A 9508-nucleotide genomic window follows, 5' to 3' on the forward strand; every position below is an offset into this window, starting at 1 on the left:
GTGTTGGTACGGTTGCCCAAACCGATTTCCTGTGCAATCTGAGTTGCGTTGATGTAGTAAACGGTGATGTTGTTCTGTGCGAAATATTTCTTCACCTTGTTCGGCAGGTTCTTTGCCAGTTCTTCGCCTTCCCAGATGGTGTTGAGCAGGAACGAACCGTTCTTACGCAGACCGCGGGTTACGTCGTACATGTGCAGGTAAGCCTGTACGTGGCAAGCTACGAAGTTAGGTGTATTTACCAGGTAAGTGGAGCGGATGGGGCTGTCACCGAAACGCAGGTGAGAGCAGGTGAAACCGCCGGACTTCTTGGAGTCGTAAGAGAAGTATGCTTGACAGTGCTTGTCGGTGTTGTCACCGATAATCTTTACGGAGTTCTTGTTGGCACCTACTGTACCGTCGGCACCCAGACCGTAGAACTTGGCCTCGAACATACCTTCGCCACCTACTGCGATTTCAGCTTCCTGAGGCAGAGAAGTGAAGGTAACGTCGTCTACGATACCGATCGTGAAGTGGTTCTTCGGAGTCGGCAATGACAGGTTGTCGTAAACGGCAAAGATTTGTGCCGGAGTGGTATCTTTCGAACCCAGACCGTAACGTCCGCCAACGATAAGCGGAGCATTTTCCTGTCCGTAGAAGCAGTCTTTAACATCCATATAAAGCGGTTCGCCGTTGGCACCCGGTTCCTTGGTACGGTCGAGTACGGCAATGCGCTTGGCAGTCTTGGGCACAGCAGCCAGGAAGTGCTTGGCAGAGAACGGACGATAGAGGTGAACAGCTACCAAACCTACTTTCTCGCCTTTGGCGCGCAGATAGTCGATTACTTCGCGGATAGCTTCGGTTACCGAACCCATAGCGATGATGACGCGGTCGGCTTCGGGATCGCCGTAGTAGTCGAACAGACCGTAGTTGCGGCCGGTGATTTCGCTGATTTTCTTCATATAGTCTTCTACGATGGCAGGAACTGCTTCATAGAAGTTGTTGCAGGATTCACGGTGTTGGAAGAAGTGGTCGGGGTTTTCAGCCATACCGCGTGCTACCGGAGTCATGGGGTTCATGGCGCGGCTGCGGAATTCGGCCAAAGCTTCCTGGTCAATCAGCGGAGCGAGGTCTTCGTTGTCCAGCTTCTCAATCTTCTGGATTTCGTGTGATGTACGGAAACCGTCGAAGAAGTTGATGAACGGAACGCGAGCCTTCAGCGTGGACAGGTGAGCTACACCTGCGAGGTCCATCACTTCCTGTACAGAGCCTTCGGCCAGCATGGCAAATCCTGTCTGGCGGCAAGACATAACATCCTGATGGTCGCCGAAGATACACAGAGCGTGGCTGGCGAGTGTACGTGCCGATACGTGGAATACGCAGGGCAGGTTTTCACCGGCAATCTTGTACATGTTGGGGATCATCAGCAGCAGACCTTGTGAAGCGGTGTAGGTGGTAGTCAGCGCACCTGCCTGCAGTGAGCCGTGTACGGCACCGGCAGCACCGGCTTCCGACTGCATTTCCTGTACCAGTACTGTCTCGCCGAAGATGTTCTTGCGGCCTGCGGCAGCCCATTCGTCCACGTGTTCAGCCATGGTGGATGATGGAGTGATGGGGTAGATAGCAGCTACCTCGGAGAACATGTACGAGATGTGTGCAGCGGCTTCGTTACCATCACAAGTGATGAATTTTTTCTGTTTAGTCATAACTAAAAATGAATTTATTAAGTAAAAAAACGATTCTCAGTCTTTATTATAGTATTAATATAAGAAACCAAACAGCCAAAGCGGTATTTGGTTTTCGCGGCCTATCTCCATTTTATGCTGGGCGTAGGTTATTCCCGGGTGGTTCTTGACCTTGGTGCCTTCGCAACAAATTTTGAAAGGCATGACATCGTCTACCAGAAACGATATGTTCTTGTCTCCTTTGTTCACCTTGTGGTCCTTCCACATTGTGTTGACAAAGAAAGTGTCCAGAATATCCTGTTCTTCAACCTTGACGGGGTAAATGGAATACATCAGGTTGGGGTTGTGCATCATTATCTTGGATGGCTTCTTGGGGAATTCTTCTCCTTTGGGATATACCATGTTGATAAGGCGCGCGTCTGCCAGATACTTGATGTAGTTCATTACCGTGGCGCGGGATGTCTGAATGTCGTTGGCCAACTGGCTCACGTTAGGAGCTTTGGGGCCGTCAACAGCCAACAAATATAGTAATTTTTTTATCTTTGAAAGATATTTCAGCTCAATTTGTTTGATAAGCAGAATGTCTACCTCGACCATCATGTTCATGGTCTTGAGCAGATTCTCCGAAAAGTTCCTTTTCTCGAGGAAAAAGGGATAAAAACCGTGGTGCAGGTAATCCTGGAAGTACTCCAGCGGATGGACTTTGGAAAGGATGCCTTTGGCTATCTGTTCATGGTTGCTCAGGATTTCCTCCAGCGTATAGGCGTGGAATTTCATGCCCGTCTGCAGGTTCAGGAACTCGCGGAAGGAAAAACCCCGCAAGTTGTAACTCTTAACGACATCGCGCAGTTCGAGGTTCTCTTCCTTCAACCGCATGACGGACGAGCCGGTGAAGACAATCTTCAGGTTGGGGAAGCGGTCGTAACACAGACGCAGTTCCTTGCTCCAATCAGGATACTTGAATACCTGGTCAATGAGCAGCACTTTGCCGCCCCTACGTTGGAACTCATCGGCAAAATGGACAATGCTGTGCCCCGAGAAGTAGAAGTTGTTCATGTTGATGAACAGGCAGGAACGGTCGGTGCCGAATTTTTCTTTGGCATATTGCAGCAGGAAAGTGGTTTTGCCGACCCCCCGTGTGCCCTTGATGCCAATGAGGCGGTCGCTCCAGTCAATCTCGTCCATGAGATCGCGGCGGACAGGGGCGTTCGTGTGCTCTACAAGGTAGGCGTGTGTGCGGTAAAATGCTTCCATGCTTTATTTTCGATTTTCAGGGGACAAATATACGGCTTTTTTGTATATTTGCAAAGTGGAGATAGCAAAATATATTAATAAATCAACAGACGGATTATGAAACTCTATGTTTTTAACCCTGATACCGATATGGCTTTGGCCGACAATCAGGAGAATTATTTGCCTGCCGCTCCGATACGCCGCATGGCGGAAGATTTGGCCTTGTTACCTTCCTGGTATGCACAACCGGGTAGTCTGGTACTTGCCCCTTCGGCCTATAACACCGATTTCTTGCAGCAGATGCGGCAACTCTTTTCATTGCCTGTGCAATTGGTGGTAGAGCAGGAGTTGCCCAACTATGCCGATGTGCAGGTGATGCCTTGGGGCTGGAATCCGGCTCTGCGCAGACGGATGCTGAAAGGAGGCATACTGGAGCGCAGGTTGCCTTCTATGGCTGAACTGGAGGCTTTCCGCCGTTACTCTTCGCGCACGCAGACTTCTTTCTTCTATTTGATTTTCAAAAATATGCAGCTGGAGCATACTTGTGGGTGCAATTTTGTGATAGATGAAGAGCACATGCAACTGCTGGTTGAGGGGAAACTGAAAGAGTTGGAGGGGGGCTATCTGCTGAAGGCCGGCTGGTCGGGTAGCGGGAAGGGCTTGCGCTGGTGCCGCCAGGGGATGAGCAAGGCTACGGAAGACTGGTGTCGGAAAGAACTGGAGCAGCATGGATACTTTATGGCAGAACCTATCTGCGACAAGGTAGAGGATTTTGCCATGGAGTTTTATTCGGACGGTCAGGGCAAGGTTCCTTTTACAGGTTATTCGCGTTTCATGACAGACAGCAAGGGAGCTTACAAAGGGAATGTGCTGGCTTCGGATGAGGAGGTGGAGCGGTGGATTCAGCATTATGTGCCGCTCCAGGTGGTGATACGGATCAGAGAAACGGTTCAGCAGGGACTTGAACTGTTGTATGGTAATTGCTATACGGGGCCTTTGGGGGTGGACATGATGATTTGTCGTCAGAAAGAGGGACACCCGTATGCCATCCATCCGTTTGTGGAAATCAATCTGCGCATGACGATGGGCATTGTCTCCCACCGCCTGTATGCCGATTTTGTGGCTCCGGGGAAAGAGGGCATCTTCTCGATAGACAGTTTCCCGAACAACGAGGCATTGCAGGAACGGCACAAGCTGGATAGCCGCGACTATCCGTTGGTGGTGGAGAACGGAAGGATAGTTTCGGGCTATTGTCCGCTGGTGCCCATCACGCCACGCAGCCGATATCGGGCTTATGTGAAAATTGGAGAATGAAGCCGGTGGGGGAAACTGTTGTTCTTTTTGGGCGAAAGCCGCAATGTTTTTTTCAAAAAAGTGACAATGCTTTTCCTATATTACCCTTTTTTCGTTATTTTTGCGTATTGCGAGAAAGCGGAGGACGGTAGCGGTTAGTGGTTAACGGTTAGCTGTTAGCGGTTAGTATTCTTCTTTACTCGTAGCTCGTAGCTTGTAGCTCGTAACTTATGAATTAATACTGAAAAACATATCGCATCATGGAAGACTTTGATAAACAAATCAACGGACAACTGGAGATTATCCTGTCTGTTATGAGACGGCGGAACGTGTCGGACGAAGACTGTACACGCATCAAGAAGGCTTTTGAGTTTGCCCGCGAAGCCCATGCCGGACAGAAACGTAAAAGCGGTGCGCCTTACATTATTCATCCCGTGGCCGTGGCGCGTATCATTGCCGAGGAGTTGCAGCTGGGACCTAATCCGGTGATTGCGGCCTTCCTGCACGATGTGGTGGAGGATACGGATTTTACCATCGAAGACGTAAGGGCACGTTTCGGTGACGATGTGGCCTATCTGGTTCAGGTGGTGACGAAGCAGAAGAAGATGCAGTATGAAACCTCGAAGCAGGTGGACAACTTCAAGCAGATGCTGGAGTCGCTGCATTACGACATCCGGGCCATCCTGATCAAGCTGGCCGACCGCTTGCACAACATGCGCACTCTGGACAGTATGCGGCCCGAGAAGCAGATGAAGATTGCCGGGGAGACGGACTATTTCTATGCGCCGCTGGCCAACCGCCTGGGACTTTACGGCATACGGCGCGAACTGGAGAACTTGAGCCTGCGCTACCGTTGTCCGCTGGAGTATGAGAGCCTGGAGCAGGCCATCGAGAAAGACAAGGCCGAAGACCGTCCGCGACTGGAAGCCTTTACCGGCGAAATGTTGGAATTGCTTGCCCGGAAAGGAATCCGGGCACGTACGGAGGTGCGTTACCGCATGCCTTACAGCATTTGGCGCAAGATACAGTCTACCGGACGCGACTTCAAGCACCTGGACTATCGCCACGTGGTGCGTCTCATCTATCCGGCCGACCGCGAGGCGGACGAAAAGAAAATCTGCCTGCACATCTATTCCATCCTGACCGACCGCTTCAAGGAGCAGCCGGGCAGCATTGTCAACTTCATAGACTCCCCGAAGGAAAACGGTTATCAGAGTTTCCATATCCGCCTGCTCAGCGAGCAGGGCGTGTGGGAGGAAATCCACATCTCTTCTGAGCGCATGGTGCTCAACTCCAAGCTGGGCTGTGCCGTGGAGCGCATGGAGGGAGCGTGGGACAACTGGATTGCCAAGTTCCGTGCCCTGCTGAAGGATGCGGCCAGCCAGACTGCCGAAGGCTGGTTTATGGACAGTGTGGTCAGTTCGCTCTATAACGAAGACATTACCGTGTTTACGCCGAAAGGGAAAGCCGTCAACCTGCCGCAACGGGCCACGGTGTTGGATTTCGCTTTCGAGATGGATACGGAGATGGGCAAACATGCCCAGTTTGCCAAGGTGAACGGCAAGCTTTGTTCGGTAAAGACGGAACTGCATCATGGGGATTGTGTGGAGGTAGGTGTCAATCCGGACTTCATGCCCCGTCCCGGATGGCTGGACAGTGTGCAGACCTATAAAGCAAAAAGCGGCTTGCGTGCCTGCCTGGGACAGATGAAATCCATACCCAAGAACCGTTGTCTTTCCTGTCATCCGTTGCCTGGCAATGAGGTGATAGGCTTCAGGGAGATAGACGGCACGGTGACCATACACAAACGCGATTGTGCCGTGGTCATCCGTCAGGCATCACAGGACGGCGATTCCATTGTTTCGGTAGACTTCCCGGAAGACGAACACGTGTACTATCCTGTTCGGATTAAGGTGAGGGCCGTAGACCGCTATCACCTGCTGATAGACCTGGTGGACTGCATCACCAACGGCATGAAGCTTTCCATCACCAGCCTGAATACGGCTACGGTGGACGAGATTGCGGAGTGTTCCATTGACTTTGCGGTACATTCGTTCAGTGAGTTGCAGAAAGTCATTGCCACCATCGGACGCATTGACGGAGTGGACGAAGTGTATCGGGAGGAAATGAAGGATTCTCCAAAGGACGTGGCCCGATAATGGGGGGAGAGCACGCCAAATGACGCGGACTTGACAGAGATGGGCTTCCGTTTTTTTGATGAAAGAACGGAAGATGGTCTGTCAAGTCCGCGTCGTTTTTACATGCATCGTTTGCTGCCTTTTTCAAGGTTGTCGGCGGTCAGTGTCAAAGAGGCTCGGAGGCTGTGCCAAAGAGGCTCGGAGGTGATGCCAAAGAGGCTCGGAGGTTATCCTTGGGTATCCTGGCGGCTGGAACTGTCATTTCCCTTCGGCTGTGCCGCTTTCGTTGCCACAACGGTCCATGGCTGTGACGGCAAAATACTTGCGGGTGGTCCATGGACGGATGGGGGCATAGATGAACTCCGTTCCCTGTACCCGTTGTGCCAGGATGTTGTCCGGATTGTTGGTGTCAACGGGGTAAGTGTCCGAACCGTAGACCACATAGGTGGGCGCGTTACGCTTATCGTTGTCGGTTGACGGTTGCCAGCTGATTTTCCAATAGCCTTCCTTGATTTTTTCCACGCGGACTCCGGTGGGGGAGGTGGGAGCTACGTTGTCTATCCAGGGCATGACAGGTTGCAGGGCGGGGGCGGTGTAGTACTTTTCGGTCAGGATGTCATACAGCCCCTGCGTGTTGTCCATCAGGTACTTCACCCGGTAGTGTCCTTCGCCGTCCAGTTGGTGCTTGCGGACGAAGTTGATTTGCCGTTCCACTTCTTCCACACTCCAGTCACCCTCGGAGGGGTCCAGAAAGTAGATGCCCAGGCCAGGAATGACCTGCCGTCCGTTGCTCTGCTCTTTCCAGTCGAGTGCGAAGGGGTAGAAACCGTTTCCGCGGAAGTACATCATGGGGTATATCTGGTCTTGGATGCCTTCGCCCAGCCAGCCTTGCACGTCCTGGTAAACGGTGTGGAAGGCATTCCATCCGCGCGAAGAGTAGCGCGAGGTGTCGCGGTACTTGCCGACGGGACAGGTGCTCACCTTGACCCACGGTTTCAGTTGTTTTACACCTTTATATATATAGCGCACGATTTCCGTGATGTTGTCGCGCCGCCACTGGTCGAGACTGCGTCCTTTGCCGTACCTGCGGAAGTCGTAGCTGTCTGGGAATCGGGGCGCATGTTCGGGATAGCGCAGGTAGTCGAAGTGTACGCCGTCTACGTCATAACGCTCCACTACTTCGCGCACCAGGCTCATCAGGTATTCCTTGGTTTCGGGGTTGCCGGGGTTCAGGAAGTATTCCCGTTTGTAGGGTACGCAAATGGAGGGTTTCTTGCGGGTGACGGATTTCTTTTCAAGCGAAGCTACATGCTTGCGGTTGCCTAAAGGGATGGTCACCATCCAGGCGTGGCATTCCATGCCACGCTTGTGGCATTCCTCGACGGCGAATGCCAGCGGGTCGTAGCCGGGGTCACCGTCAACTTTTCCTGTCAGGATGGAGTTGAAGGGTTCGATGTCCGAGCGGTAGAGCACGTCGCCGCGTGTGCGGGTCTGGAAAAGGACGGTGTTGAAGTGTGCCGCCTTCAGCTTGTCCAGGATTTCGATGAGCTCTTCCTTCTGGCGGCGCATCTTTTCAGGAGTAGTGGCTCTGGTACGGGGCCAGTCCAGGCCATAAACAGCTGTAACCCAGGCCGCACGTACCTCCCGTTTGGATTGTGGCCATACGGTGAAGGTGGCTGCAAGCAACATCAGGCAACAGAGCGCTATCTGTCGGGTATATGAAGGGGTAATCATCTTTGCTTTCATGTTTTCTTGTATTTTTTCTCGGCGAAGATAGGTAAAACACATGAGAAAGTTGTGTGGTTTGCTCGGAAACTCCTACATTTGCAGCCATAAACTTTAAAAAATATAAAAAGAACACGTCATGATTACATTTACCTTATGTTTGCTGGCCTTGATTGCCGGCTATTTTGTTTATGGGAAATTCGTAGAACGTATTTTCGGTCCTGATGACCGCAAGACTCCTGCCCTGACCAAGACGGACGGAGTGGACTTCATTCCCCTTCCCACCTGGAAAATCTTTATGATTCAATTCTTGAATATAGCCGGCCTCGGCCCCATCTTCGGTGCCATCATGGGTGCCAAGTTCGGAACGGCCTCCTATCTGTGGATTGTGCTGGGTAGCATCTTTGCCGGAGCTACACACGATTATCTGGCCGGTATGCTTTCCATCCGGCACGATGGCGAGAGCCTGCCTGAAATCATCGGACGCTATCTGGGTGTGACCACCAAGCAGGTGATGCGCGGTTTCACGGTCATCCTGATGATATTGGTGGGTGCCGTGTTTGTGGCCGGACCGGCAGGACTGCTGGCCAGCCTGACGCCTGAAACGCTGGATACCACCTTCTGGATTATCGTCGTATTTGTCTATTACATCTTGGCTACTCTGCTGCCTGTGGACAAGATTATCGGCAAGATTTATCCGCTCTTTGCCATCGCCCTGCTGTTTATGGCGGTGGGCATTCTGGTGATGCTCTATGTGAATCATCCCACTCTGCCCGAATTCTGGGACGGATTGCAGAATACCCATCCTAATGCAGCCGTGCTGCCCATCTTCCCCATCATGTTTGTCAGCATAGCATGTGGCGCTATCAGCGGTTTCCATGCTACGCAGAGTCCGTTGATGGCCCGCTGCATGACTAGCGAACGCCATGGGCGTCCTGTTTTCTATGGCTCCATGATTACCGAGGGTATCGTGGCCTTGATTTGGGCTGCTGCCGCAAATTATTTCTTCAACGAGCACGGCATGTCGGAGACCAACGCCGCTGTCATTGTAGATGCCATTACGAAGGATTGGTTGGGCTCCGTCGGTGGTGTGCTGGCTATCCTGGGTGTGATTGCAGCCCCCATCACCAGCGGTGATACGGCTTTCCGTTCCGCCCGTCTGATTGTGGCCGATTTCCTGAACCTGGAACAAAAGTCCATGCGCCGTCGTTTGTACGTCTGCATCCCCATGTTCCTGGCTGCTATTGCCCTGTTGCTCTACAGTCTGCGCGATGCCGATGGCTTCGACATGATTTGGCGTTACTTTGCATGGGCCAACCAGACGCTCTCTGTCTTCACGCTTTGGGCCATAACGGTCTATCTGGTGCGCAACAAGAAAGGATTCTATTATTTTGTCACCTTGATTCCCGCTCTCTTTATGACCGCCGTATGCACCACTTACATCTGTGTGGCTCCCGA

Annotated in this window: 6 protein-coding genes; 3 read left to right on the forward strand and 3 right to left on the reverse strand. The window is 52.2% G+C overall.

Annotated features, from left to right (window positions below; genetic code table 11):
• Together nifJ and Q1Y74_RS11930 are read right to left on the reverse strand one after the other, a co-directional pair.
• Positions 1 to 1682: pyruvate:ferredoxin (flavodoxin) oxidoreductase (gene nifJ / locus Q1Y74_RS11925; protein WP_300814540.1), on the reverse strand; the 1682-nt coding region annotated here is incomplete at its 3' end.
• Positions 1683 to 1736: 54 nt separating this feature from the next.
• Complete coding sequence (locus Q1Y74_RS11930; RefSeq protein WP_300814541.1) at positions 1737 to 2915, reverse strand: AAA family ATPase; 1179 nt, start codon at positions 2913 to 2915, stop codon at positions 1737 to 1739.
• A gap of 96 nt (positions 2916 to 3011) precedes the next feature.
• Here Q1Y74_RS11930 and Q1Y74_RS11935 point away from each other — a divergent pair, with 96 nt between their 5' ends.
• Both Q1Y74_RS11935 and Q1Y74_RS11940 read left to right on the forward strand, forming a co-directional pair.
• Positions 3012 to 4208: a hypothetical protein gene (locus Q1Y74_RS11935; protein WP_300814542.1), complete on the forward strand. Its 1197-nt coding sequence runs from the start codon at positions 3012 to 3014 to the stop codon at positions 4206 to 4208.
• Positions 4209 to 4447: 239 nt separating this feature from the next.
• On the forward strand, positions 4448 to 6346 hold the full coding sequence (locus tag Q1Y74_RS11940) for an HD domain-containing protein (RefSeq protein ID WP_300814543.1): 1899 nt from the start codon (positions 4448 to 4450) through the stop codon (positions 6344 to 6346).
• A gap of 237 nt (positions 6347 to 6583) precedes the next feature.
• Here the strand turns inward: Q1Y74_RS11940 and Q1Y74_RS11945 are convergent, their stop codons facing one another.
• A complete protein-coding gene (locus Q1Y74_RS11945) occupies positions 6584 to 8014 on the reverse strand; it encodes a family 10 glycosylhydrolase (protein WP_300814545.1) in 1431 nt (476 codons plus the stop codon).
• 175 nt (positions 8015 to 8189) lie between these two features.
• Between Q1Y74_RS11945 and Q1Y74_RS11950 the strand changes: the two genes are divergently transcribed.
• Positions 8190 to 9508 (forward strand): carbon starvation protein A (locus Q1Y74_RS11950; RefSeq protein WP_300814544.1); only part of this gene is annotated, 1319 nt, incomplete at its 3' end.

It is taken from the genome of uncultured Bacteroides sp. (assembly GCF_949298305.1).
Lineage (GTDB): Bacteria > Bacteroidota > Bacteroidia > Bacteroidales > Bacteroidaceae > Bacteroides.